At 37.6% G+C, this 23,076-nt stretch carries 24 protein-coding genes and 2 other annotated features; of the genes, 5 read left to right on the top strand and 19 right to left on the bottom strand.

Annotation, left to right across the window (positions count from 1 at the left end):
• The 5 genes from AC6F34_RS02560 to AC6F34_RS02580 all read right to left on the bottom strand — a co-directional run bounded on the left by AC6F34_RS02560 (position 1) and on the right by AC6F34_RS02580 (position 4,503).
• Positions 1-876 (bottom strand): carbon-nitrogen hydrolase family protein, encoded by an 876-nt coding sequence (locus tag AC6F34_RS02560; RefSeq protein WP_500770097.1) that lies wholly within the window; start codon positions 874-876, stop codon positions 1-3.
• 123 nt (positions 877-999) lie between these two features.
• Positions 1,000-2,727, bottom strand: coding sequence for an ABC transporter ATP-binding protein (locus tag AC6F34_RS02565; RefSeq protein ID WP_500768655.1), 1,728 nt, complete (start codon positions 2,725-2,727; stop codon positions 1,000-1,002).
• 10 nt (positions 2,728-2,737) lie between these two features.
• Entirely contained in the window at positions 2,738-3,184 is a 447-nt protein-coding gene (locus AC6F34_RS02570) for a threonine/serine exporter family protein (protein WP_500768658.1), read from the bottom strand.
• A 15-nt stretch (positions 3,185-3,199) separates the two neighbouring features.
• Positions 3,200-3,964, bottom strand: coding sequence for a threonine/serine exporter family protein (locus AC6F34_RS02575; protein WP_500768660.1), 765 nt, complete (start codon positions 3,962-3,964; stop codon positions 3,200-3,202).
• Between the two features lie 218 nt (positions 3,965-4,182).
• On the bottom strand, positions 4,183-4,503 hold the full coding sequence (locus AC6F34_RS02580) for a MerR family transcriptional regulator (protein ID WP_500768662.1): 321 nt from the start codon (positions 4,501-4,503) through the stop codon (positions 4,183-4,185).
• Between the two features lie 178 nt (positions 4,504-4,681).
• Between AC6F34_RS02580 and fbpA the strand changes: the two genes are divergently transcribed.
• The 3 genes from fbpA (at position 4,682) to AC6F34_RS02595 (ending at position 5,306) form a co-directional block, all read left to right on the top strand.
• Positions 4,682-4,831, top strand: a complete 150-nt coding sequence (fbpA, locus tag AC6F34_RS02585) for a Fur-regulated basic protein FbpA (RefSeq protein ID WP_500768664.1) — start codon at positions 4,682-4,684, stop codon at positions 4,829-4,831.
• 12 nt (positions 4,832-4,843) lie between these two features.
• A complete protein-coding gene (gene ykzB, locus AC6F34_RS02590; protein ID WP_500768666.1) occupies positions 4,844-4,981 on the top strand; it encodes a protein YkzB in 138 nt (45 codons plus the stop codon).
• 139 nt (positions 4,982-5,120) lie between these two features.
• Positions 5,121-5,306 carry a hypothetical protein gene (locus AC6F34_RS02595; RefSeq protein WP_500768668.1) on the top strand — a complete coding sequence of 62 codons (186 nt, stop codon included), beginning with the start codon at positions 5,121-5,123 and terminating at the stop codon, positions 5,304-5,306.
• Positions 5,307-5,360: 54 nt separating this feature from the next.
• On the opposite strand, the gene AC6F34_RS02600 is transcribed toward AC6F34_RS02595, so the two are convergent.
• Positions 5,361-7,493: a peptidoglycan D,D-transpeptidase FtsI family protein gene (locus tag AC6F34_RS02600; protein ID WP_500768670.1), complete on the bottom strand. Its 2,133-nt coding sequence runs from the start codon at positions 7,491-7,493 to the stop codon at positions 5,361-5,363.
• Positions 7,494-7,650: 157 nt separating this feature from the next.
• Here AC6F34_RS02600 and AC6F34_RS02605 point away from each other — a divergent pair, with 157 nt between their 5' ends.
• Positions 7,651-8,112, top strand: coding sequence for a DinB family protein (locus tag AC6F34_RS02605; RefSeq protein ID WP_500768672.1), 462 nt, complete (start codon positions 7,651-7,653; stop codon positions 8,110-8,112).
• Positions 8,113-8,460: 348 nt separating this feature from the next.
• On the opposite strand, the gene AC6F34_RS02610 is transcribed toward AC6F34_RS02605, so the two are convergent.
• From AC6F34_RS02610 to AC6F34_RS02650, 9 genes are all read right to left on the bottom strand, one after another.
• Positions 8,461-10,038, bottom strand: a complete 1,578-nt coding sequence (locus tag AC6F34_RS02610) for a catalase (protein WP_500768674.1) — start codon at positions 10,036-10,038, stop codon at positions 8,461-8,463.
• Between the two features lie 155 nt (positions 10,039-10,193).
• Positions 10,194-10,874 (bottom strand): tryptophan synthase subunit alpha, encoded by a 681-nt coding sequence (gene trpA, locus AC6F34_RS02615; RefSeq protein ID WP_500768676.1) that lies wholly within the window; start codon positions 10,872-10,874, stop codon positions 10,194-10,196.
• Between the two features lie 93 nt (positions 10,875-10,967).
• A complete protein-coding gene (trpB, locus tag AC6F34_RS02620) occupies positions 10,968-12,170 on the bottom strand; it encodes a tryptophan synthase subunit beta (RefSeq protein WP_500768678.1) in 1,203 nt (400 codons plus the stop codon).
• Positions 12,157-12,789 carry a phosphoribosylanthranilate isomerase gene (locus tag AC6F34_RS02625; protein ID WP_500770099.1) on the bottom strand — a complete coding sequence of 211 codons (633 nt, stop codon included), beginning with the start codon at positions 12,787-12,789 and terminating at the stop codon, positions 12,157-12,159. The genes trpB and AC6F34_RS02625 overlap by 14 nt, the downstream gene beginning before the upstream one ends.
• Complete coding sequence (locus AC6F34_RS02630) at positions 12,779-13,570, bottom strand: indole-3-glycerol phosphate synthase TrpC (RefSeq protein WP_500768680.1); 792 nt, start codon at positions 13,568-13,570, stop codon at positions 12,779-12,781. The genes AC6F34_RS02625 and AC6F34_RS02630 overlap by 11 nt, the downstream gene beginning before the upstream one ends.
• On the bottom strand, positions 13,571-14,596 hold the full coding sequence (gene trpD, locus AC6F34_RS02635) for an anthranilate phosphoribosyltransferase (protein ID WP_500768682.1): 1,026 nt from the start codon (positions 14,594-14,596) through the stop codon (positions 13,571-13,573). It abuts the gene before it with no gap.
• Positions 14,550-15,179: an anthranilate synthase component II gene (locus AC6F34_RS02640; protein ID WP_500768684.1), complete on the bottom strand. Its 630-nt coding sequence runs from the start codon at positions 15,177-15,179 to the stop codon at positions 14,550-14,552. The genes trpD and AC6F34_RS02640 overlap by 47 nt, the downstream gene beginning before the upstream one ends.
• On the bottom strand, positions 15,163-16,557 hold the full coding sequence (gene trpE / locus AC6F34_RS02645) for an anthranilate synthase component I (RefSeq protein WP_500768686.1): 1,395 nt from the start codon (positions 16,555-16,557) through the stop codon (positions 15,163-15,165). Before trpE ends, AC6F34_RS02640 begins: the two co-directional genes overlap by 17 nt.
• Before the next feature lie 61 nt (positions 16,558-16,618).
• Positions 16,619-16,864: a binding site (T-box leader), on the bottom strand.
• A gap of 38 nt (positions 16,865-16,902) precedes the next feature.
• Positions 16,903-17,167 (bottom strand) — a binding site (T-box leader).
• Positions 17,168-17,211: 44 nt separating this feature from the next.
• Positions 17,212-17,859, bottom strand: a complete 648-nt coding sequence (locus AC6F34_RS02650) for an MOSC domain-containing protein (RefSeq protein ID WP_500768688.1) — start codon at positions 17,857-17,859, stop codon at positions 17,212-17,214.
• A 182-nt stretch (positions 17,860-18,041) separates the two neighbouring features.
• Between AC6F34_RS02650 and bcbE the strand changes: the two genes are divergently transcribed.
• Positions 18,042-19,286, top strand: coding sequence for a bacillibactin exporter BcbE (gene bcbE, locus AC6F34_RS02655; protein WP_500768690.1), 1,245 nt, complete (start codon positions 18,042-18,044; stop codon positions 19,284-19,286).
• A 177-nt stretch (positions 19,287-19,463) separates the two neighbouring features.
• Here the strand turns inward: bcbE and AC6F34_RS02660 are convergent, their stop codons facing one another.
• The 4 genes from AC6F34_RS02660 to AC6F34_RS02675 form a co-directional block, all read right to left on the bottom strand.
• Entirely contained in the window at positions 19,464-19,586 is a 123-nt protein-coding gene (locus AC6F34_RS02660; protein ID WP_500770101.1) for a putative holin-like toxin, read from the bottom strand.
• 316 nt (positions 19,587-19,902) lie between these two features.
• Positions 19,903-20,844: an MBL fold metallo-hydrolase gene (locus AC6F34_RS02665; protein ID WP_500768692.1), complete on the bottom strand. Its 942-nt coding sequence runs from the start codon at positions 20,842-20,844 to the stop codon at positions 19,903-19,905.
• Positions 20,845-20,861: 17 nt separating this feature from the next.
• Entirely contained in the window at positions 20,862-21,602 is a 741-nt protein-coding gene (fabG, locus tag AC6F34_RS02670) for a 3-oxoacyl-ACP reductase FabG (RefSeq protein ID WP_500768694.1), read from the bottom strand.
• A 90-nt stretch (positions 21,603-21,692) separates the two neighbouring features.
• The gene (locus tag AC6F34_RS02675) at positions 21,693-22,898 is read right to left on the bottom strand and encodes a CaiB/BaiF CoA transferase family protein (protein WP_500768696.1); all 1,206 of its coding nucleotides are present in this window, start codon (positions 22,896-22,898) and stop codon (positions 21,693-21,695) included.
• Between the last annotated feature and the right edge of the window lie 178 nt (positions 22,899-23,076).

Here is a 23,076-nt window from a genome sequence, read left to right on the forward strand (position 1 = left end):
TCACCCATCAATGTTTTCTTTTTCCCAGTCCGTATATAAGTCAACACGACGATCTCTCCATGTTGTGACAGACCCACTTTCTCTTACTTTATACAAGAGTGATAAGTCTAAATCTGCTGTTACAATCATGTCATTGTTCAATTCTCCCTCTGACATAATTCCTTGCGGTGGAAACGGGATATCATTCGGTGTGATGATTGCTGCCTGGCCGAAGTTAGCCCTCATGAAGTCAACTGTTGGCAATGAACCAACAGTACCAGTGACAACAACATACACTTGGTTTTCAATTGCTCTAGCATGTGACGTATAGCGTACACGATGGAAGCCATGACGATCATCCGTACATGACGGACAGAAAATTACATCTGCTCCCTTCGCTTTCGCCATTCGAACAATCTCAGGGAACTCAATATCATAACAAGTAAGAATCGCAATTTTTCCTTTGTCTGTATCAAATATATGAAAATATTCACCTGGTGTCATATTCCATTCATTAACCTCAGTTGGTGTGATATGAAGCTTCGCCTGTTCTTCTACTCGCCCATCAGGATAAAACAGATGAGCAACATTATATAGCCTTCCATCACGGTTAATAACATGGGTTCCACCAATAATATGCATCTTCGTATCAAGCGCAAACTTTGTAAACAACGCTTTATATTGTTCTGTGAAACCTGGTAACTCATTAATTGTTAGACTTAGCCCTTGTTCACTTCCTATAGAAAGGAGTTGTGTCGTGAAAAACTCTGGAAACAACACAAATTCTGATTCATACTCTTGTGCAGTTTTAATATAATGTTCACATTGCTTGGCAAAGTCCTCAAAAGAACGAATTGTGTGTAAATGATACTGAACAGCAGATACACGCATTTTCATCATTCATCCCTCCAATAAAAAAGTAAGCATGAAGAGTCAATACTCTTTCTCCGTTGATTATCAAGCATTTGCTCATAACTTACAATAGTTTTTCAAAAATAATCAAATCAAACAGATGGGTATTTATTCTACAGTTACTTTATTGCCTTGGATTTTGTGTAAATTTGCAAATACACCGTTTTTCCTCATCAATTCATCATGAGTCCCCTCTTCAGCAATTCCATTTTCCGTTACAACCATAATACGGTCAGCGTTACGGATTGTTGCTAAGCGGTGAGCGATGACCAATGTCGTTCTGTTTTGCGACAATTCATTGAGCGCTTCTTGAATAATGTATTCCGTTTGTGTATCAAGTGCGGAAGTTGCTTCATCCAAAATTAAAATTGGCGGGTTTTTCAAGAACATCCTAGCAATTGCCAATCTTTGCTTCTGTCCACCTGACAGCTTTAAGCCACGTTCTCCAATCTGAGTTTCATAACCAAGAGGAAGACCGTGAATAAACTCCTCAAGGTGTGCCCGTTTCGCTGCAGCAAATATTTCTTCATCTGTTGCTTTTAAGTCGCCATAGGCAATATTCTCTTTAATCGTACCTGTAAATAAGAACACATCTTGCTGAACGATCCCAATTTGTGAACGAAGGGATTCCTTGGTCATTTCCCGAATATCAATTCCATCAATTGTAATATTCCCTGCATTCACTTCATAAAACCTTGGGATTAACGAACAAATCGTAGTCTTCCCTGCTCCTGAAGGTCCAACAAAAGCGATAGTTTCTCCAGCATTGATCGATAAATTCAAATCATTTAGCACATTTTTGTGATTTTCATAGCGAAAATCGACATTATTGAATTGAATATCTCCATTTAAATGTTTCACTGCTGTTGCATTAGGATAGTCTTTAACCTCTGGCTCCGAATCAAGCAAGTCTGTGAATCGTTTAAATCCAGCCATTCCTTTAGGATAAAGCTCCATTAATACACTAATCTTATCAATCGGCTTTAATAACACATTTACATATAAAATGAAACCTACTAATTCACCATGAGTTAATTCTCCTGAAAAACTTAACCATGCTCCATAGACTAAAACGATCAGTGTAACTAAGCGTGTCATCATATACACACCTGAAGATGAGAAGCTCATAATCTTATAAGCTGCTAATTTAGCTTTTCTAAATGTACGATTGTCTTTTTTGAAACGATTCATTTCGTAGTTTTCATTTGTAAAAGATTGTACAACTCGAACGCCAGAAACACTATCTTCAACACGTGCATTTACATTCGCTATTTCACCATACATATTCTTCCACGCTTTATTCATTTTCATATTACAATAAACGATTAACCATACTAAAAACGGAAGTACAAAGATTGCCGCAATCGCAAGTTTCACGTTGATTGTCATCATAATCCAAAAAGCTCCGACAAACGTCATAATTGTGATAAATACATCTTCTGGGCCGTGATGAGCTAGTTCACCTATATCCATTAAATCATTCGTTACACGACTCATAATATGTCCAGTTTTTGTATTGTCAAAAAAGCGAAAAGATTGTCTTTGGACATGTTCAAACAACTGCTGCCTCATGTCAGTTTCAATATTTATGCCTAACATATGACCCCAGTAATTCACAACAAATTGCATAAACATGCTAAAAAAATACAGAGCAAGCAACCCGGCACTCACCGAAACAATCGTCGACCAGTTTCCACTCGGTAGAAGATCATCAATAAACAATTGTACGGCAATCGGGAACGCTAATTCTAATATAGCTACTAATATGGCACAGCTAAAATCTAAATAAAACAGCTTTTTATGTGGTCTATAATATGTAAAAAAGCGAGCAATCATTCTGTTCTCCTTATCTAGTCTCTCTGCGATTTGACCATTTTATTTTTCGTACTACTTGATTTAACACTTCCGATATGACAATCCCAACTGCAATTGCACCAGAAATCATTAATGCTTTTGCTGCTAGTTGAATCGCTACATTGTAATCATTGCCAACAAAATTTCTCATTGCATCATATGCTAGGCCTCCAGGAACTAATGGGATGATTCCTGCAACACTAAAGATGATAATTGGCTTTTTAAACCATCGCGCAAACAATTGACTCATTAATGCAATAAAGAACGATGCGACCAAAGTAGCCACTACAGTGTCAAATCCCTGCTCAACAAGAATTCTATAAATTGCCCAGCCAAACATTCCAACTAAACCACATTTAGGAATCGCTTTTTTTGGAGCATTAAAGATAATTCCAAATGCACAGGATGCCATAAAACTTGCAATTAAATGGACAATCATTTGCCCTCCTCCTTCTTAAATTGAGAATAAAGCAAAAACGACAGCAACTCCAGCTCCAATTGCTGAAGCTGTTAAAAACGCCTCTGCCCCTTTGGATAATCCAGAAACGAGATGTCCAGCTATGAGGTCACGAACAGCATTTGTAATGAGCAACCCCGGCACTAGCGGCATCACTGACGCAATGATGATTTTATCAAGTTCTGCTCCAACTCCTAATTGCACAAAGTTATATGCGACTAATCCAATCAGAAGTGATGATAAAAACTCAGAGAAGAATTTCGTTTCAACGATTCTTTCTAACGCTAGAAACGAGCTAAATCCAATTGCACTCGTAACAATTGCCGGAAAAACATCCCCCCATTGACCGAGAAACATGAGCAAAAAACATCCACTTGCAAGCGCTCCAGCGAAAATTTGTTGATAAACAGGAAAGGTATAGTCTTGTTGCTCAATCAACATTAACTCGTCATATGCTTCATCTATCGTCAATACCTTTGCAACGATTTTCCTAGAAACATCGTTAACTAATGTAACTTTATATAAATCAGTTGTCCTTTCTGAAATCCGAATCAATTTTGCAGGCTGCATTCCATCTACTGAGAATACAATCCCCGTTGGAGTTACATAACTATGTGAGTTGTCCAATCCTAATGCTTCTGCAATCCTCGTCATCGTATCCTCCACACGGTATGTTTCCGCACCACATTGCAACATAATCCCGCCTGCTTTTAGACAAAGTTGAATGACTTCATATGAATATCGCTCACTTTGATTCGACATGCTCACCCCTACCTTTCCTTAGTCTACTCGTCCATTCATATTAGCTGAAATAGTTGGATAAATAAAGAGGATTTAGACAAAATTTTACTAACATCATTTACGATTAAATTTTGACTGTTTTTTTTGTTAACTATACCTAAAAAACATATAGACAAAGTCAAAAACGACCTTGTCTACATGTTTTCTTAAATGCCTTCATGTCGGAATACTTGTTTCATTCATTTTTTATAATTAAAACGTGCATTTAGTTGACCTTGAATCATTTTATTTCTCATCTCTCTATCATCAGCCTTCTTCTTCTTCTTTAGCTCTTGCCGGATCTCATCAGTCCTTACTCCTTCTTCCCGCTTATTTGCTATTTCGACTAACCTTTCTACATCCGAAAAGGAATATTTTCTATTGCCCCTCTCAGTTCTTTCAGGAAAAATTAATTTTCTTTCTTCATAGTATCTAATTTGCCGCTCACTTAGACCTGTTAATTCGCTAACAACACCGATTGTAATTACCTTTCGATCTTTATATGAATATTCACTGTCCATATGCAAACCACCCCAACTTACAGGTTTTATCCTAATTATACATCATTGTCAGAAAATTTCACCTCTAATGTTAGAAAATATAACATTAATAAAATGTGTGTTATATAATCTTCCAAAATTACTGAAAGTAAGCTTGTAATTGTTTAAGATAGAAAAAAACAAAGGGTGAGGGACAAAAATGCAATATTTACGAAAAGCAGTTGAGAAAAAGAAGACATATTTAATTAGCTTGTTGATCAAAGCTGGTGTATTTAAAGAAGAACAATTGATCCATCTAACCCTATCTGAGCTTGAAAGCTTGTCAAAAAAACATGTTGGGGTTAAATAGGAGGTCTTTACGATGAGAAAAGGAGAGGACTTAGAGCTTGCTCGAAAGATAGTTGAGCTTGATTTATTAAGAGATAGAATGTGGGAAAAATTAGCATCACTCTCTGGCAATAAAGCTGAGGAGCTTTTACGAAAAGTGCAAAATAGTTAAAAGTTTACTATGTAAGCGAATAAGGGTATACCTCTACTGAAACATTCTGCAAAAAGTCAGCGTCTAATATGAAAATGCATAATTTTGTCAGCATTTCATATAGTGAAAACAAGGAGATTGCAGGATTGGAGGTTATACCATGCAGCTACTATGGGTGATCGGAGGAATTCTTGTCTTTTTCATCATATTAGAAGAACTTATTCAATTCTTTTTTTATCGTAAACTCTTAAAAGAAGAAAATATGAAAACTGAACGTTTTCATAAGATAGAAAAAGCTTACAATAAAATAAAACAAATCAAGTGGAAGAAAAGAGAAACTTCCTAAACAAAAGATCATCGAAAAATCCCTCTTTCGATGATCTTTTTTATTTCATTACACTTAATCTTCTTCTGTATCTTCAGATTCTTCTTCGCCTGTAGCATCAGTAGTATTTTTTGTTTTTAACTCAAAATACTTATCAAGTACTCTTCTACCGATATCATTGTTTGGAGTCGGTCCATTATTCCCCTCGTAAGCCCAAGGCACAACTACTGCCATCGCTACTTCAGGGTTGTCGTGCGGCGCATACGCAACTAAGCTTAAATTCATGACTGCAATTAATGGATCACCTGGTTCTCGTGTAGAGCCGTCATAAAAAGCCTGCGCTGTTCCTGTTTTCCCAGCAGGAGAGTAAAGTGCATCTCCAAATCTGCCAACAGCTGTTCCACCTGGCGATTGCATTACTTGACGGAATCCTTCCTTTACAATGCCAAGTTGTGCGTCTGTAACGTCAATCTTATTTAAAACCTTTGATCCCATTTCTTGTACAACAGGTCCTAATTCTTCTTCAAAAGATGGTTCTCGAATTTCTTTTACTAATGTTGGTTGTACTCGGTACCCACCATTTGCAATTGTTGAAACATATTGAGCCAGTTGTAATGGTGTATACGTATCATATTGTCCAATCGATAAATCGAGTAGAAAACCTGGCAATCTGTCTCCACCAGTTAATCCGCTTGATTCATTCGGCAAGTCTATTCCTGTACGTACACCTAATCCGAATTCTGAAAAACCGTCTCTCAAATCCTCAAATGCTCGCCTATTCGGAAGTGGCATCGGTCGACCTTGAATATAGGTTGCATTTGCAATTTCAACTGCTGTTTTAAACATATACACGTTAGATGACCTTCTAAGAGCTTCAAGTATTCCCATATTGCCACCAACACCAAACCAAGAGCTTTTAGTTGGTGTACCCGCAATAGTCATTGGAGCATCATAAAATACGGTATTTGGATTGATTGCTCCTGTTCGAAAGCCTGTTAAAATCGTCGCACCCTTAACCGCTGAGCCAACATTATAAGAAGATGAAATCGCTCCGAGCGCGTAATCTTGCAATACTTGATTGCCCGTTTCTGCGTCTCTACCAAGAAGTTTACCAGCCATTGTTAAGATTTCCCCTGTATGCGGATCCATCAAAACGACAAACGCACGATCAAGTAGTCTTGAACGACCATGAGTATTCTTCGTTCTCCAAATTTCTTCTTCAAGAATTTTCTCTACCTCTTGCTGAAGTTCCATATCTATGGATAGAACGAGGTCACTTCCACTCTTTCCTTCAAAAACTCGCTCTGTTCCGATTAATTTTCCTTTTTGTGTTACTAATTTATCCTTCGCTTTTTGTCCATGCAGAACGTCTTCATACTGCAATTCTAAGTAACTCTTTCCTACACGATCATTTCGACTATAATCCCTTGCTAAATAGTAATCTACTTTATCTGCTGGTAAACCTTCATTTGAACTTGACACTTGCCCAAGGACAGAACGAAGTGTATTACCATAATGATAAACACGTTCCCAATCCATTACTGTGTCAACACCTGGTAATAAATGAAGATTCTCACTAATGGCAGCTACCTCTTCAAGAGTGACTTCTTCATTTTTTACGAATTGCTTCGTATTTGCGTAACCACTAATGAACTCGCGATAAATAGCTAGCACATGAAGATCCTTGTCTGTTAGTTGATTTAAATCATCCGTTGTGATTCGATCTAGTTGCAATTGATAGATCTTTCTGTTTTTTTCAGAGGTTGAGAGATCACTCTCCATAATTTCATCATATTCGCTATCTGAGTATTTTTCTTTCGCTTCGTCTGGAAATTTGATAATCCAGTAGTCTTTCATTTCACGCTCTCTTACTTTATCGATTGGTTGATCCATGAACAAAGACAAAGTTTCTGCTGTTTTGAGCATATTCTTTATCGTTTCATTATAATTCGTATAGACTACTGCGTTTTTTGCCTCATTATCTACAATTAAATTATGATGGCGGTCGTAAATCTTCCCTCGTGGAACTGGAGAAGTGACGATTGTATCTTCTGTGCGTTCCACTTCTTTCAAATATGTTTCACCGTTGACAATTTGAACAAATCCTAATCGTATGATCAGGATTGTGAATAGTAAAAATACGAATAGAAATAGTAGATTGATTCTAACTGGAAGATGGCTTTTTCTTTTTTTCTTCTCTCTTCCCAACAGGCTCTCCCCCAAAATCTCTCATAAATTTAGTAATAATTTGATTATACACTATTTTTGTACAAATATTGATAGTAATCTCCAAATGCAGGTTATTTGTAAATAGATGAAAGATTGTTTAGACTATAGGGGTACTTTAGAAAGGAGTTACTAACGAATGAACAACGAACAATTATTGGCTCAATTTCAATCACACCGCGTCGTTACAAATGAATTATTAAAGAAGGTATCAGAAGAGAATTATTCTTTCAAACCAACAGCAACATCTAAAACATTATTTGATCTTGGAATGCATATCATAAAATCATTTTATCAATTTGCAAATACGATCAAACATGGTGATATTGCTGTATTTTCTCAACAGCCCGATTCGGCTCCAGTTTCATTATATGAAGCAGCATTATTTTATACAGAAGCAACAGAGAAATTGATTGCGTCATTTAGTGCTGATGAACTTGATCGCACGATTGCAGTGGCACATATATTTGGAAGTGATTTAACGGGTAAGCAAATGTTCCAAATGGCCTATGAACATGAAATTAATCATAAAGGCAATCTATTTGTATATATTCGCATGATCGGCCATTCTGATTTACCATTATATGTACATAAAGGATAATATAAAAAAGATGTCAATAAGCATCTTAGATTAAGGTACACTCTTTCCGAAGTCGTTCCTGCATGGATCTGTCTTCAACAGGTTTTTCCTTCACGAGACATTGACTTTTTTTTGTGAGTATAGACAAAGTCGAATTCCGACTTTGTCTACATGTTTTTTCAGAAGACTTTTTAATAATAACCCAAGCCATCAGACTATATTGAAAGCGCTTGTCAGACTAGGCGTGCAGTCAAGTCAAGACCCCAATAGAACAACCGGTTCATGAGGGGGCTTTGATGCCGAACAACGACGTATGCATACGTTTGTCTACAACCTGAACAAAAAGTGGCATTAGCCACTTTTTGTTTGTTAATATGGATCTGCGTCATGCCCTTTTTCTGTTGCCTCTTCAACTGACAAATCTCCGTTGTCATTTCCTAATGCATGTTTGCTCGTTCCTTGTGCATTGACTGATTCAATGCCCTCACGAAGCCTTCTTCCATATTCTTCATCCGCTTCTTCTGCTAAAGAAATCATTCGTTCTTGGATACGGTGATCACAATCGGATAGGTCACTTACTAAGTTTGTTATCAAGTCATCCTTTTCCCAATCTTTAAACTGACGGAATGTTTCACCTGCTTGCTTCGTATTGTTTTGTCGATCAATCGATTGTCGTACAAGATTCCCTTCTATTTTAGGCGTATACTCTTTCCCAGACTGTGTAGTCTCCTGTAAGCCACCTAAGAACGATGGCTCATAATTAATATGTGGATTCTGCCCGGGAGCACGATCAACTTTATATTGCATTTGCCCACCTGATTGATTTGTCGCTACATTTTTCTTAGGTGCATTAATCGGCAATTGCAGATAATTGGAGCCAACACGGTAACGTTGTGTATCTGAATATGAAAAAGTGCGCCCTTGGAGCATTTTATCATCTGAAAAATCAAGTCCGTCAACTAATACTCCAGTACCAAAGGCTGCTTGTTCAACCTCCATAAAGTAATCTTCGGGATTTCGATTTAAAACCATTTTTCCGACAGGCAACCATGGGAAGAGTTCCTCAGGCCATAGCTTCGTATCATCTAAAGGATCGAAATCAAGCTCTGGGTGTTCATCATCACTCATCACCTGAACAAGTAATTCCCACTCCGGATAATCTTCTCGTTCAATTGCGTCATATAAATCCTGAGTTGCATGATTAAAGTTTTTAGCTTGGATTTCCTCCGCTTCTTTTTGTGTAAGATTTTTAATTCCTTGCTTCGGTTCCCAATGGTATTTAACAAGAACCGCTTCTCCCTCTTGGTTGACCCATTTATATGTATTCACGCCAGAGCCTTGCATCATTCGGTAGTTAGCAGGAATTCCCCACGGAGAGTATAAAAACGTGACCATATGAAATGATTCAGGTGAATTCGAACAAAAATCAAAGAATCTTTCTGCATCCTGTATATTTGTTATTGGATCAGGCTTAAACGCATGCACCATGTCAGGAAACTTCATTGCATCGCGGATAAAAAACACTTTAAGGTTGTTTCCAACTAAGTCCCAATTGCCATCTTCTGTATAAAACTTCACAGCAAAACCTCTTGGATCTCGAAGTGTTTCCGGTGAATGACCACCATGAATAACAGATGAAAAACGCACAAAAACAGGTGTCCTCTTGCCTTTTTCCTGAAACAACTTTGCTCTCGTGTATTTAGAAACAGGATCCTCTCCAGCAGTACCATACGTTTCAAAATAGCCGTGCGCCCCTGCTCCTCTAGCATGAACAACCCGCTCAGGCACTCGCTCTCGATCAAAGTGACTAATCTTTTCAATAAAATCATAATTTTCTAGTGTTGCTGGTCCTCGATTCCCTACCGTGCGGATATTCTGATTATTAGTGATAGGATGTCCTTGTCGATTCGTAAGTTTTTCTTCAGCTTCATAATTCTTTTCTTCCATAAACACTATCCCTCCTTAATGAGATAATATTATATTTCCCACAAACAGGAAGATTATATGGATTTTTTTAGAATTTTTTATAAGCCATGCAGCTATGGCAAAAGGATGATAGCATGTTTTAATCATGAAGCTATATATTTCTAGTCAACTTTATTTTACGGATAACGTTGGATTGCTTCACTCAATATGCTAATTCCCCCCAGTTTGTGTTCTTCAAACAATTCAATGATCCTGCTTCCAACTACTACCCCATCACTATATTGTGATACTTCCATTACATCATCTACAGTTCGTATACCGAAGCCAACTAATACAGGTGAAGTTGATATTTGCTTTAATTGGCTAAGGTGACTAAGTATGTTATTCTTATCAATTGTTTGACTACCTGTTACTCCATTGATTGATACCGCATATACAAATGCCGGGTTGTTTTTAGTTAATTTGATCATTCTCTCCTCAGGGCTCGTTAATGCCACAAGTGGAATAATCTCAATCTGGTTGTCGTATGCAGCCTCTTCTATAAATGCTTGCTCCTCTAATGGCAAATCCGGGATAATAACAGCCGATACATTTGCTTTCTTACATTGAGAAAAAAATGGACCAATTCCGTATGCTAATATTGGATTTAAATACGTCATGATGATGAGTGGAATCGAAAATTGATTTATATTCTCTTCTAAAAAAGCCAGAATCTCCTTTAGACCAATATTCTCATATAATGCACGCTTACCTGCTTGTTGGATGATTGGCCCATCTGCGACTGGATCTGAAAATGGGATGCCAATTTCAATTGCCGTTGCATTTATATTTTGCAAAAACTGCATTCGATTTAGCATTTCATCAAAGCCTCCGTCCCCCCCCCATAATATAGGGAATAAATGCTTTTCTATGCTTCATAGACAATTGTTCAAGTGCTACACGTAATGCATTCATGAAACCTCCCCCTTTATCCGATCTTTAATTGCTGCAACATCTTTATCTCCTCTTCCAGACAAACATATAATGATGCCTTCATTACGAGAAAATAGATGCGAAATTTTTAATGCATAGGCAATTGCATGTGAGCTTTCTAGAGCTGGAATAATGCCTTCTAGCCTTGCTAAAAGTAAAAACGCCTCTAATGCCTCATCGTCCGTAATCGCTTCATACTTTACGCGTCCACTGTCTTTCAAGTAACTATGCTCAGGGCCAACACCTGGATAATCAAGCCCTGCTGAAATCGAATGAGCTTCCCGAATTTGACCATCACCATCTTGTAAAACATACATATACGCACCATGGAGACTTCCTGGACTTCCCTTTGTCAGTGAAGCTGCGTGAAAGTTGGTATCAAGACCACTACCTGCTGCTTCAACACCAAACAGCTTCACCTCATCCTCCTCAATAAATGGATAAAAGATTCCCATCGCATTACTACCACCACCAATAGCGGCAATGATTGCTTCTGGGAGCCGACCTTCGTACTCATAAAATTGTGCTTTCGTTTCCTCGCCAATTACCTTTTGAAATTCCCGGACCATATAGGGATAAGGATGCGGGCCCATTACGGATCCTAATATATAGTACGTATCATCTACATGAGTGACCCAGTAACGAAGAGCCTCGTTCACTGCGTCCTTAAGCGTTTTGCTTCCAGTCGTCACGCTTTGCACTTTCGCACCAAGAATCTCCATCCTAAAAACGTTTAACTCCTGTCTTTTTATATCCTCTTCTCCCATAAAGACAATACAGTCTAAACCTAGTAATGCACATGCAGTCGCTGTGGCAACCCCGTGCTGTCCTGCACCAGTTTCAGCTACGATTCGCTTTTTTCCCATTCGTTTTGCTAATAGCGCCTGCGCTAAACAATTATTAATCTTATGTGCACCAGTATGGTTTAAATCTTCCCGTTTCAAGTAAATTTTTGCACCTCCTGCATGTTCAGTAAGATTCTTTGCATACGTAAGCTGAGTCGGTCTACCAACATACGATTTCAAAAGTTGACGTAACTCACTCGAAAACTGTTCATCAGATTGTGCAGCGATCAATGCTTTTTCCAGCTCGATTACGGGAGTCATTAACGTTTCAGGAATATATCTTCCTCCGTATTTGCCAAAGTGACCAAGTTTATTAGGTTGCTTATATGTTTTCAATTTGCATCCACCTTCCTAGTTGCTTAACCTTAGTTAAAAATGCTGCCATTTTCTGCTGGCTTTTTTTCCCTTCACTTTCTACTCCACTGCTGACATCGACCATGTATGGTCGGACAAGTGAAATGGCTTCCGCAACATTATCAATCGTTAAACCACCCGCCAATATCACTTTCTTCGCTCTATTTTTTCGCTTCATCGCATTTTTCCAATCAAACGTTGTACCATTTCCCCCAGCATATTGACCGAAAGGGCTATCTAATAAAATATAAGGTGCAGGATATTGCTCCAACCTGTGCACATCTTCACTTTTCATGATTCTACCGGCTTTAATGACAGGAAGAGTGCAACGGCTAACATATTCAGATGATTCATTTCCATGCAATTGAATGGTTGTAATCCCTGTTTGTTCTGCGATGTTATGGACTGTTTCATATGCTTCATTCACAAATACACCGACTTTCATCACTTCTTTAGGCAGTGTTTCAATTATTCGTTTTGCTTCGTGCACATCAATTTGCCGTTTGCTTTTTGCAAATACAAAACCTATCGCATCAGCACCATGTTCGATCGCAAAATGAGCATCCTCAACGTTCCGGATTCCGCATATTTTAACTTTCATCATTCATAAACTCCAAACACAGCTTTTGAAATTCAGCAAATGTACTCTCTAAATCTTTTGATAGCATAAAAGCTTCACCGACTAAAACAGCATCACAGCCCGCTTCTAGAACAATCTTTAATTCTTCCTTTGAACGAATGCCACTCTCACTTATAAGAAATGCACCTGATGCCTTCACTTTTTCACTTAGTAAAACCGTTGTTCTTATATTCACATCGAATGAATGCAAATTACGGTTATTAATACCTATAATGTTTGCGCCTATAGCAATTGCACAGTCTGCTTCTTCGGAAGAATGCACTTCTACGATGACGTCTAACCCTTGTTCGATCGCATATTTATATAAAGTCTTTAACCGATCAAATGGCAGTGCTGCAACAATCAACAGCACGATGGTTGCCCCATGTAATTTAGCACAATCAATTTGCTTTTCCGAAAGCATAAAATCCTTGCATAATATCGGTGTTGTAATGGAATTTCTCGTTTCAATTAAATCCTGAAAGCTTCCACGAAAGAACGTTTGGTCTGTTAGAACGGAGACAGCTCCTGCTCCAAGTCGTTCATACTCCTTCGCATAAAAGCTAATATTGAGATCTTCCTTTAATCTCCCCTTCGAAGGTGATGCTTTTTTTAACTCTGCAATAATCAATGGATGCTTAGATGCGTTGAGCTTTTCAATAAATGAAGGTCCTAAGGTTGGGTAAGTGGTTTGAACACGGACAGGCAAAAATTGAATTTCCTTTACTTTTTCATTCAATATTTTTTGTAAGAATACAGACATTTACATCACCTCTTTCTTTAAACGATTTGCGCTCCCTACAAGCTTCGTTAATACAGCCAATGCTTCCCCTTCATCAATTAATAACGCTGCTTTTGCAATTCCGTCCTCAATGCTTTTTGCCTTGTTTCCTGTATAAAGCCCAATACCAGCATTCAACAGCACTGCATTTCGGTAAACTCCACTCTCTCCATTAAGAACATCAAGGAGAATCTTTGCATTTACTTTTGCGTCTCCTCCTTTTAGTTCTTCATTTGATACATGTTCCAACCCAACTTCAATTGGTGAAAAGGAATATTCGGTTATTTCCTTCCTCTCCACGCTTATCAAATCGTTGCTCCCTTGTAAGGATGCTTCATCTAAACCACCGCAGCCATGTACGACAATCGCTTTTTTACGCCCAAGATTTGAAAGTACTTTTGCATAGATAGAATGAAAACTTTTGTCATAAATCCCGACAAATTGATAATCGAGTATGACTGGATTTATGAGCGGCCCTATGAAGTTAAATACTGTTGGACGAGCGAGATTCTTTCGCACATTCATAATCTGTTTTAAATAAGGGTGCAGGTGAGGTGCATATAAAAAGGAAATTCCAACCTCCTCAAGTAACTGCTTATTTGCTGTTAATGAAAGTTCAAGCGGTATTCCTAAATACTCAAGGACATCAGCACTCCCTGTCTTACTTGAAATACTTCGATTACCATGCTTCGCTACCTTTAGACCAGACGCTGCTAAAACGAAGGATGCTGTCGTACTAATATTAAAACTGTTTGAACGATCTCCCCCTGTTCCACAGTTATCGATTACACCATCACCTTTAATATGAAGAGGTTTTGAATGAAGCATTATCGCTCTAACGATGCCTACTACCTCATCTGCCACTTCTCCTTTCTCATGTAACAGTGATAAAAGCATTGATACTTCTTCATCCAGAAACTCGTTATTGAATACTCTTGTAAATAAGTCCATCGTTTCTTTTTCACTTAATGATTGATGATTGCTTAACATCCGAAGTACTTCTTTCATCTTTTTTTACCTCCTTCACAATCTGCAAGAATGATGCAACCATAGATTTTCCATCAGGCGTTCCTATCGATTCGGGATGAAACTGAACGCCAAAGACTGGATAATGCACATGTTGAATGGCCATAATTTCATGATCATCTAACGATGTTGCAACTACTCTTATGGATGCCGGCAATGTATGTTCATCAATGGCAAGTGAGTGGTAGCGCATGACAACCATTGGATTTTGCATATAAGAAAACAAGCCACTTCCATCATGTTGAATCTGTGATTCCTTCCCATGCATGATGCTCTTTGCTTGCCGGATCATGCTGCCAAATGCATATCCAATCGCTTGGTAACCAAGACATACACCTAAAATCGGAATGTCTGTATAGAACCTTTTAATTAGTTGAGTTGTGATGCCTGCGTCTCGCGGATGACCTGGACCAGGAGATAAAATGATTCCTTCTGGCTGTAAAGAGTGAATTTCTTCTAAAACAATCGAATCATTTCTTTTAACTACAACTTCTACGCCAAGTTCACCGATGTATTGAAATAGGTTATACGTAAAAGAATCGAAATTATCAATTAATAAAATCATTATCTTCTCCTATAAATAGCTTTAATTTATGAATCGTTTCTTCATATTCAAGAATCGGAACAGAATCGTAGACAATCCCAGCACCAGCTTGAATATATGCTTTGCCTCCGGAAATCACCATCGTTCGAATCGCTAAAGCAAAATCTAGATTTTTGGAAAACGATAAATATCCGATTGCACCGGCATAAACACCCCTTTTCACTTTTTCTAACTCATTGATGATTTGCATTGCGCGAATTTTGGGTGCTCCAGTTACAGTTCCAGCAGGGATACATGCAAGTAATGCATCTAGCGGCGTGTATTGTTCGAGAAGCGTTCCGCTTACCTCTGAAACCAGGTGCATAACATATTTGTAACGCTCTACCTCCATATAACGATCTACAGTAACCGTTCCAAATCTGCTTACCTTTCCAACATCGTTTCTTCCTAAGTCAACAAGCATGCGATGTTCAGCTTTTTCTTTTACGTCCTGTTTTAAAGCTGTTTCAATCAACCGGTCCTCATGTTCATCTTTGCCTCGTTTTTTTGTACCAGCAATTGGATTAACTGTGATATTTTCAGAGCTAACCTTGATTAAGCTTTCTGGAGAAGCACCGGCAATTTGATATTCTTCAAAATCTAAATAATACAGATATGGGGATGGATTTTGTCCGCGAAGACGGCGATAAAATTGAAAAGGATCTCCGGAAAAATCTGCTGATAAGCGCTGAGAAAGTACGACTTGAAAAATATCTCCATTCTCAATATGCCACTTAGCTGTTTCGACCTTTTTTATAAATTGTTGCTTTGTTTGTTCACTTTTGAATTCAGAGAACTTGAATTCTTCAATCGCATCTATTTCACCATTTACTATTTCAGCTTTTATACACTCTAAATGTTCGTTTACTTCATCTAAAGTTGAGAAGATTGGTGTTCCAATAACAAACACTTCTTCCTTCAAATGGTCAAAAACAATGATTTCTTCAAAAATCATCAAATGAACATCCGGCATAGTAAGGTTGTCGTCAAGCTCTTCACCGATCTTCTCAAACAAGCGTATGCTGTCGTACCCAACATAGCCTATCGCGCCTCCGCATAATGGAATCTCGTCTAGTGGCTTAATTTGAACATGGCCAAATACTTCTTGAATGATTGTCAAAGGATGCTCATTCCGAATGTAGGATTGACCGCCTTGTTCCATGATCGCTTCTTGATTTCCACCTTTTACTTCAATGGTCGGATTTGCACCAATGAAAGAATATCTCCCTGACTTTTGATGCTTTAACGAACTTTCAAATATAAACTTCTTCTTTCCCTTCAGCCGCTGAAAAATTAATACTGGAGTAAGTTGATCACCATTGAACGCAATTACGGATGGATGAATAATTTTTGTCTTCATACGTCATACCTCCTTAAAAATGAAGTGCAATAAAAAACCTCTACACATGACAAATGTCTGTGTAGAGGACGATTGCGACACCGTGGTACCACCTCAATTTAGAGCAATTAAGCTCTCTCATTAGAGTACGGAAATCAAACCTGATTTCGATACTTGTTCCGGGTAACGTCGGAATAACGCATACTCCTACTCATTTCAAAGTATGTCTCTCAAGTCCATTCGATTGCGGTCTCGCACTGATTCTCACCAACCATCAGCTCTCTTTAACGAGATCCTACAATGTACTACTCTTGATCATCGATTTATTGTTATGAAAATATAAACGCAAAAAAGGGCCTCTCCTAGAAAAAGGACGAGAGACCCGTGGTACCACCTTTATTAATGAATCACATCAATGTCATTCATTCGCTCACTCCAATCTAAAATAATTACGCTTATTTTTAATTGGGTTCTCATATAACGTTGAGAAAATACGCTAAAGCCTACTTATTAAATCGTGTTCGGTTTAGACGTTCAGAAGTCCATTCACAATTCTTGAATACTGATTCTCACCAACCATCAGCTCTCTTTCATTCTTCCAATTGCTACTACTCTTCATCATCACGTAGCTATTTTATTGCTTACTATCATATTCGCTATACTCGATCATGTCAATCATTTTCCTGAAAATTTAATTAATTTGTTTTTTGCTCGATTTTTCATATCCTCAGCCAGACATTCTAACTCAGTTAGCTCAATCAATGAACCTTCGTTCTTATGCTGATGCATGATAAGATGATTAACATCGAGTACAGAGAACTTCGTCTGCTCGCGCTCGATTAAAACAAGTTGATCCGTGCTTGCTACAGCTCCCTCCTCCACTACTCGAAAGAAATAGCCTGTATATCCTGTTTCAACTATCCTTGGTAAGATTGGAACTTGATTGAATTTTGATATCGTAGCACATGGTACACGACCTTGAGTTACTTGGAGCACGGTTTTACCAAAAGTAAAAACATCTCCGATATACACTTTTTCTTCAACTAGTCCGTCAACACAGATGTTTTCTCCGAATGATGGAGGTTCAAACTCATGATTGAATTCCCTATTCCAACTTAGGTAATGTTCAAATGGATATAAGCACACAGCACGCTCTTTTCCTCCATGAAAGCTTGTATTCGCTACTCCATCATTTTCAAATCCATCATAGGATAAAAAAACTTCCTTAACCTTTTCTTTTCCAATTCCAGATTTTTCAGTTCGTTCATTCCACTTATATTGTTTCGGTTTCCCAACACTTAAACTAATTAATCTCCCCTGCATTGTTCACAACTCCAATTCAATTGTCTACATCCATCAATTTTACTATTGAATTTATACACTTTCCATAAAAATGCAAATTAATCCAATACACTATTGCCCATATTAACAATAAGCTCAAAAATAATCTATGTGACGAGCTTAGCGAAATAGTCAGCTTTGATAAAAAGGCGAGGGTTATGTGTATGGATTATATTGAAAGCATCGAAAAAAACAAGAAAAAGAAGAAAAAGTCCTCCCATAACCAAAAATGGGCGATTCTCTCAATCTCTTCTATTCCGCTAGTCATGACATTGGGTAACTCAATGCTCATCCCGGTTTTACCTGTTATGGAAAAGGAGATCAATATATCCTCCTTTCAAACAAGTATGATCATAACCGTTTATTCAATTGTAGCAATTTTCCTCATTCCACTTGCAGGGTTTTTATCTGACCATCTAGGACGTAAAAAGGTAATTATTCCAAGCTTAATCATTTCAGGAATTGGTGGAATTATATCAGGGTGGGCAGCTTGGAAATTGAAAGATCCTTATACAATCATACTGTTAGGACGGGCATTGCAAGGTGTTGGGGCGGCAGGGGCTTCCCCTATTGTTATGCCACTCGTTGGTGATATGTTTAAATCAGACGATGAAGTGAGTAGTTCCCTTGGACTCATCGAAACGTCAAATACATTCGGGAAAGTATTGAGCCCGATACTAGGTGCGGCATTGGCAGGAGTCATTTGGTTCTTACCTTTCTTCTCATTTCCTGTTTTTTGCTTTATCTCTATGCTACTCATGTTGTTCTTAGTCAAATCACCCGCTAAAAGGGAAAAACCACTACCCTTTAAACAATTTGCTCATAAAATAAAGGATATTTTTAAAAATAATGCCTTGTGGCTTTATTCTGTATTTTTTATTGGTGCTATACTTATGTTTGCGTTATTCGGAGTCCTCTTTTACCTTTCCGATATTTTAGAAAAATCGTATGATATCAAAAGCGTCAAAAAAGGGCTGTTTCTCGCAATTCCACTTGGCGCTCTCTGCTTATCGTCCTTTATTACAGGTAAATCGATTAAAGAAAACAAAGTGTTAATGAAATGGATTATCGCAATCGGCTGTTTATTCGCAGCTACTTCCATTAGTCTTTTAGGAATCTCTGAAAAACTTATGTATTTAATTATTTTGTTTCTTATAACAGGAATTGGTATTGGTGCGGCATTGCCTTGTCTTGATGCATTAATAACAGAAGGAATCGACAAACAAGAGTGTGGTACAATCACTTCAATCTATAGTTCAATGAGGTTTATCGGAGTAGCTGCTGGTCCTCCAGTTGTTGCAGTTTTAATGAAACGAGAAGACGATCTTCTTTTTTACCTATTAGGAGGGCTATGCTTTGTTTCAATGTTTGTTACATTGTTCGCAATCAAGCCAAAAAAGAACGAATGAAGGATGGTGGGACATCGACATTGAAAAGACAATATGGTATTATGTAGTTGATATAATTATAAATGAATGCTTTAAAGGAATCGCAGGTGTTGCAGCACCTACGACCCTTGCAATAGCTGTCGTATATTAGGTTCGGCACTGATTAGATAAGACCTCTCCCACTCGCAAAAGGAAGGTCTATTTTTTATTCTTAAAACCTAGCACTGCGATGATTAAGGTCGAGAAGGAAATCATGATCATCAGTGTTTCAAAAATTGACATGGCATCACCCCCTTCCTCTGGGGCTAGCCGACTACCCATCTTAACAACTATTGCCACTCTAGTATAACATAAATAGCACCAAACGAGAACAAGCGTTCTTGTTTGCTTAAAAATAAGAAATCCTGCCTAGTTTCAATGTAAAGGTAGGATTCCTTTCAACAAGCATGTGTTTTCAATCATTTAATTTAGAAATTGCTAGAACTCTCTTCATATGTTACAATCACCCTAACAATATATAGTGTTCACAACATCAAGAAACACTATATATTGTTTCTTGATTCAAATCATTCATGGTCTCTTTTTGATGCTACTTCGACTTGAAGTAGTTTTTTTTCGAATTCTTTCTCTATTTACTCTAGCTGTTTGAAAAGTACCACGTACCATCAACTAGTTTCTTTTGAACCGTACCATTAGCATGTAAGTATTGTAGATGTGCCATTGTTTCCCCTATCGCAAAACGGTTTTCATGTGCAGATTTAATCTTTGGAAATAGGTGCGTCTTCACTTCAAAAATCGTTGCATTTCTGTTGAGAAATGCTGTTAAATTCGCAAGTCTCTCCTCATGATGGTCAATGATTTCTTTAATTCTTTTGTTAGCGTTTTCAAATGGTTCACCATGAGAAGGAATCACATATTGAACGTCCAATTTACGAATTTTTTCTAGAGATTGAAAGAACGACTGCAATGGGTTGTCATTACCTCTAAACCAATATGAGATGTTTGGTGTAATGTTAGGAAGCAAATGATCCGTTGATAACAATACCCCTTTATCCTTATTATAAAAAGTAATCAGACCATCTGAATGCCCTGGTGTTGTGATGACTTCATATACATTTTTCCCAAATTGAAAAACGTCTCCTTCGGTTAAAAAGTTTTGAATGATTGGATAAGGCTTTACTTGAGGTAGAAATCCTCCTTCATCCGAAGTAAGCTCAACAACATATTCTTCTGGCAATCCACATGTAGAATAATGATGTCTCACTTTTTCCATCGACTGTTTTTCCCAATAAGTTGTACCAGCAATCGCATCTATTTCTGTCATTGATACTTTTGCATTTGTCTGTTTTTGGAGACTGCCAGCATAGCCGAAGTGATCTGGATGATAATGACTTATTATAATTTGGTTGATTTGCACTTCTGAAGTAATTTCATTCCACATATCCCTCGTTTGTTTGTTATTCAATCCAGTATCAATAGCTGTAAAGCCATGCTCACCTTCACCAATAAAGCAATTCACATGATTAAGGCGAAACGGAAGCGGTATTCTTACTTTTTTTATACCAATTTCTTCTAACATCTAACCATCCCCTTTCACTATTTCATCATGCCTCCATCTACATTTAATACATGTCCGTTTACAAAATCTGATTCCTCTGAAGCAAGATATAAATACGCATTGGCTACATCTACTGGTTTTCCTAAACGCGGACTTGATGTGATCATTTTAATTTGCATAACAAGCATGTCAGGAATAGATTTTACCATGTCTGTTTCAATAAAACCTGGAGCAACCGCATTTACATTTATGCCCTTTTTACCAAATTCCTTTGCCCATGTTTTTGTTAATCCGATTACACCAGCTTTGGCAGCTGCATAATTAGACTGTCCAATATTGCCTCCAATTGCTGCTATAGACGAACTGTTTACAATTTTTCCTTTCCCTTTCTCTAACATATAAGGCACGACTGCTTGTGCACAATGAAACACACCCGTTAAGTTGACGTCAATCACTTGTTGAAACTCTTCAACTGACATTTTCTTTAATGTTTTATCACGGGTTATCCCAGCATTATTTACTAAAATGTCTATCCCGCCATATAAGGAAACCGTCTTTTTTACCATTTGATCCACACTGGTTCTGTCTGATACATCTGTTTTAATAAATGTAATGTGCTCAAATTGCTCGTTTAATTCCATTTGTTTGTTGCTTCCTACATCCTCATTAAAGTCCGCAATCACCACTTTTGCACCTTCACTTAGAAACCTCTTTGCTGCTTCAAAACCAATTCCATTCGCTCCTCCGGTAATTATTGCAACTTTGTTTTGTAATCTCATTAGTCATCATCCTTTAGTATAAATATTCCGAATGTTCAACTCTATTGTACATGAAAAACTGAATGATTTCTCATTCAATTTTCAGCAAGCTTATACCTTCAAATCAGTATCATGCTGAATCCCTATGACCCCACTCTTAATAAATGATTTTATTTTATTGCTGGGATAACCTAATTCTTGCAAAATCAATTCTGAATCTGTGCCCGAATCCTTTCCCGTGTATTTGTATACAGGTGAATAGGAAGAGAACTTGATTGGAAAAGCAATTTGCTGTAAATGCTCTCCTTCATTGTCATCATTTGAAATTGAAGTAAGAAGGTTGCGTTCTTTCAAATGTGGATGTTCTAATGCTTCCTGAAATGTAAGGACCGGCTCAATGCATGCATCAATTTTTTCGATTAACTCTAGCCACTGGTTTAACGTTTTTTGTTTAAATTTATGTTGTAATAACTGTTTTCCTTCTTGCTGTTCAAATGGATCATGACTATTTAATAATTGTAGTAGGCTAGAATCCTCTAAAAGTTGGCACAGTGCTTCTCGAAAAGGTGGTTCTAAGCTACCAACAGATAGGTACCTCCCATCTTTTGTTTCATAATAATCATAGAAGCTCCCACCATTTAGCAATACGGATTCTGGTTCTAGATCCTTGCCACTTGCTAATGAACTTGACCCGAACAATGCATGAAATGAAAAAGCTAAGTCTGTCATGCTAATGTCAATTTTTTGTCCCTCACCTGTTCTTTCGCGGTGGTAGAGCGCCGCTAATATGGAAATGACAGCTGGCAATGATCCACCACCAATGTCCGCAAACTGAACGCCTCCAGGTACTGGTGCTTCTCCTTTTCTTCTTGAATAGTCAGCTATTCCCGAGAGTGCTAAATAATTCAAGTCATGACCTGCTCGATGTTTATATGGACCAGTCTGACCATAGCCAGTAATGGCACAATAAATGATTTTCTTATTCCTCTTAACTAATTCTTCATAGCCAATTCCAAGCTTATCCATTACACCAGGCCTAAATTGTTCCAAGATGATATCATAGTCTAACACTAAGTCATAGATGATTTCCTTTGCTTCTGCTTTTTTCAAATCTAAGACAAGCGAACGTTTAGAACGGTGAAGATATTTGTATGTAGCTGAAATCTTACCTTGCATTGGCTCAATATATTTCGTTAAGTCGATTCTTTGTGGAGATTCTACTCTTAAAATATCTGCTCCCATATCAGCTAATAGCAATGATGCAAATGGGCCTGGTAGTAAAGTAGAAAAATCCAATACTTTTACTCCTGATAGCATGATACAACCTCCTTTTTAGGACAAATATATTCTAAATATTCAAATAAATCAACAAAACAAGGTTTTATTTGGGAAAATTTCTATTTTTCAAAAATATTTAACAATTACGCCGTTAAAATCTTGCGTTTATCACATATAATAAAAGTAGAGATAAGGATAAATATTGAAGGAGGAAAAT

This window comes from Niallia sp. CD-39 (assembly GCF_059874745.1).

Excerpts from the sequence above, each read along its gene's own strand:
- AC6F34_RS02560 (WP_500770097.1), bottom strand. The coding sequence starts at position 876 with ATGAAAATGCGTGTATCTGCTGTTCAGTATCATTTACACACAATTCGT.
- AC6F34_RS02565 (WP_500768655.1), bottom strand. The coding sequence starts at position 2,727 with ATGATTGCTCGCTTTTTTACATATTATAGACCACATAAAAAGCTGTTT.
- AC6F34_RS02570 (WP_500768658.1), bottom strand. The coding sequence starts at position 3,184 with ATGATTGTCCATTTAATTGCAAGTTTTATGGCATCCTGTGCATTTGGA.
- AC6F34_RS02575 (WP_500768660.1), bottom strand. The coding sequence starts at position 3,964 with ATGTCGAATCAAAGTGAGCGATATTCATATGAAGTCATTCAACTTTGT.
- AC6F34_RS02580 (WP_500768662.1), bottom strand. The coding sequence starts at position 4,503 with ATGGACAGTGAATATTCATATAAAGATCGAAAGGTAATTACAATCGGT.
- fbpA (WP_500768664.1), top strand. The coding sequence starts at position 4,682 with ATGCAATATTTACGAAAAGCAGTTGAGAAAAAGAAGACATATTTAATT.
- ykzB (WP_500768666.1), top strand. The coding sequence starts at position 4,844 with ATGAGAAAAGGAGAGGACTTAGAGCTTGCTCGAAAGATAGTTGAGCTT.
- AC6F34_RS02595 (WP_500768668.1), top strand. The coding sequence starts at position 5,121 with ATGCAGCTACTATGGGTGATCGGAGGAATTCTTGTCTTTTTCATCATA.
- AC6F34_RS02605 (WP_500768672.1), top strand. The coding sequence starts at position 7,651 with ATGAACAACGAACAATTATTGGCTCAATTTCAATCACACCGCGTCGTT.
- AC6F34_RS02610 (WP_500768674.1), bottom strand. The coding sequence starts at position 10,038 with ATGGAAGAAAAGAATTATGAAGCTGAAGAAAAACTTACGAATCGACAA.
- trpA (WP_500768676.1), bottom strand. The coding sequence starts at position 10,874 with ATGCTAAATCGAATGCAGTTTTTGCAAAATATAAATGCAACGGCAATT.
- AC6F34_RS02625 (WP_500770099.1), bottom strand. The coding sequence starts at position 12,789 with ATGAAAGTTAAAATATGCGGAATCCGGAACGTTGAGGATGCTCATTTT.
- AC6F34_RS02630 (WP_500768680.1), bottom strand. The coding sequence starts at position 13,570 with ATGTCTGTATTCTTACAAAAAATATTGAATGAAAAAGTAAAGGAAATT.
- trpD (WP_500768682.1), bottom strand. The coding sequence starts at position 14,596 with ATGAAAGAAGTACTTCGGATGTTAAGCAATCATCAATCATTAAGTGAA.
- AC6F34_RS02640 (WP_500768684.1), bottom strand. The coding sequence starts at position 15,179 with ATGATTTTATTAATTGATAATTTCGATTCTTTTACGTATAACCTATTT.
- trpE (WP_500768686.1), bottom strand. The coding sequence starts at position 16,557 with ATGAAGACAAAAATTATTCATCCATCCGTAATTGCGTTCAATGGTGAT.
- AC6F34_RS02650 (WP_500768688.1), bottom strand. The coding sequence starts at position 17,859 with ATGCAGGGGAGATTAATTAGTTTAAGTGTTGGGAAACCGAAACAATAT.
- bcbE (WP_500768690.1), top strand. The coding sequence starts at position 18,042 with ATGGATTATATTGAAAGCATCGAAAAAAACAAGAAAAAGAAGAAAAAG.
- AC6F34_RS02660 (WP_500770101.1), bottom strand. The coding sequence starts at position 19,586 with ATGGGTAGTCGGCTAGCCCCAGAGGAAGGGGGTGATGCCATGTCAATT.
- AC6F34_RS02665 (WP_500768692.1), bottom strand. The coding sequence starts at position 20,844 with ATGTTAGAAGAAATTGGTATAAAAAAAGTAAGAATACCGCTTCCGTTT.
- fabG (WP_500768694.1), bottom strand. The coding sequence starts at position 21,602 with ATGAGATTACAAAACAAAGTTGCAATAATTACCGGAGGAGCGAATGGA.
- AC6F34_RS02675 (WP_500768696.1), bottom strand. The coding sequence starts at position 22,898 with ATGCTATCAGGAGTAAAAGTATTGGATTTTTCTACTTTACTACCAGGC.